We start from the raw sequence: 759 nt of genomic DNA, 5'->3' as shown, positions 1-759 counted from the left end.
GAGTCAGGCCGCGCATAGCAACAGGCTCTAAGAGCGAGCCATCGCGACTGTCAAAACTGCCATGGTGCCAAGGACAGACCACGCGATTGCCACAGCGCATACCGTCACCGAGATCTGCACCAACATGAGGGCATTTGCCATCAAAAGCAAAAAACTCATCCTCATCACGGGTGATTAAAATGATACTATCATCATCTTGTTTATATGACTTCATGCCGCCACTTGGGATGTCAGACTTATTAATAGTCACTAGATTTTTGGCAGCGATTTTATTATTGGCTTGGTTATCACTAACTTGGCTCATAGGTCATCCTTAACAGTTATAATTGTTTACTGAATAAAACGCGTTTGAGATATTCGATACACTTTAAAAAATACAGGTTTACTAGGGCGTGTCCTCAATTCAAGCGATTGTATCTAAATGGGCTAAAAATGGCTAAATTTTGCCAAACATCGTCAAATAGCTGATTAATATCCCGATATTATCTGCGCTATTTTCCTTGTTTGACGGCAATTTATCTCATTTTTATCACCATTTTTGAAATGAAGACACGCCCTAGGAACTAACTTAAAAAACTTAAGCCTTTAAAGCAATAATCTTAAGGATTCAAACCCCTAGCGCTGTTTATATTGGGTTTTACAATAGGCGCGACCAACTGCAAACTCACGTTTCGCTTGATGCTTGGTAGCGCGATTACTCACACGCTGACGCCATAACCGAAAAGACGACGGCTTTAGCGTTTGGCGCATGAGCTTAAT

Annotated in this window: 2 protein-coding genes; both read right to left on the bottom strand. The window is 41.4% G+C overall.

Annotated elements, in window-relative coordinates; translation table 11 throughout:
* A partial coding sequence (locus AAEZ03_RS25700; RefSeq protein ID WP_350582524.1) for a Rieske 2Fe-2S domain-containing protein occupies positions 1-304 on the bottom strand: 304 nt, incomplete at its 3' end.
* Positions 305-615: 311 nt separating this feature from the next.
* On the bottom strand, positions 616-750 hold the full coding sequence (locus tag AAEZ03_RS25695; RefSeq protein WP_350582526.1) for a DUF2805 domain-containing protein: 135 nt from the start codon (positions 748-750) through the stop codon (positions 616-618).
* Between the last annotated feature and the right edge of the window lie 9 nt (positions 751-759).

Origin of the sequence: Pseudomonas sp. HY2-MNA-CIBAN-0224, from assembly GCF_040310285.1 — a bacterium.
Classification (GTDB): Bacteria; Pseudomonadota; Gammaproteobacteria; order Pseudomonadales; family Pseudomonadaceae; genus Aquipseudomonas; species Aquipseudomonas helleri.
Note: the sequence above shows the minus strand (reverse complement) of the source record. Positions and strands in the feature narration are given on the sequence as shown.

Bases quoted from the DNA above. Each gene is read 5' to 3' on its own strand.
- AAEZ03_RS25695 (WP_350582526.1), bottom strand. From the start codon at position 750: ATGCGCCAAACGCTAAAGCCGTCGTCTTTTCGGTTATGGCGTCAGCGT.